At 47.2% G+C, this 602-nt stretch carries 1 pseudogene; it reads left to right on the top strand.

The annotated features are described in order from the left end of the window. Positions 1 to 602: pseudogene (locus K8089_RS16275) on the top strand (hypothetical protein); the annotation flags it as partial.

The raw sequence follows: 602 nt of genomic DNA on the forward strand, positions 1-602 counted from the left end.
TGTGCTGCACCGTTTACGATTCAATTAGATGCAACCGGAAACGCAAGTATCACCGTTGGCGATATTGACGCTGGAAGCACCGATGCCTGCGGAATAGCAACAACTACAATAGATAAGTCAACTTTCACTTGTGCAGATGTAGGTCCAAACACGATTACCTTAACCGTAACCGATGTAAATGGAAACGTGTCAACCTGTACAACAGTTGTAACCGTTGAAGACAACGTAGCCCCAGTAGCAAACTGCGCCGCTCCATTTACGCTTCAATTGGATGCAACTGGAAACGCAAGCATCACTGTTGGCGATATTGACGCTGGAAGCACCGATGCCTGTGGAATCGCAACCACGACAATAGATAAGTCAACATTCACTTGTGCAGATGTAGGTCCAAACACAATTACCTTAACCGTAACCGATGTAAACGGAAATACTTCAACCTGTACAACAGTTGTAACCGTTGAAGACAACGTAGCACCAGTAGCAAACTGTGCCGCACCGTTTACGATTCAATTGGATGCCACCGGAAACGCCAGCATCACCGTTGGCGATATTGACGCTGGAAGCACCGATGCCTGCGGAATCGCAACCACGACAATTGACAA

This window comes from Aequorivita vitellina (assembly GCF_022008365.1).
Taxonomy (GTDB): Bacteria; Bacteroidota; Bacteroidia; order Flavobacteriales; family Flavobacteriaceae; genus Aequorivita; species Aequorivita vitellina.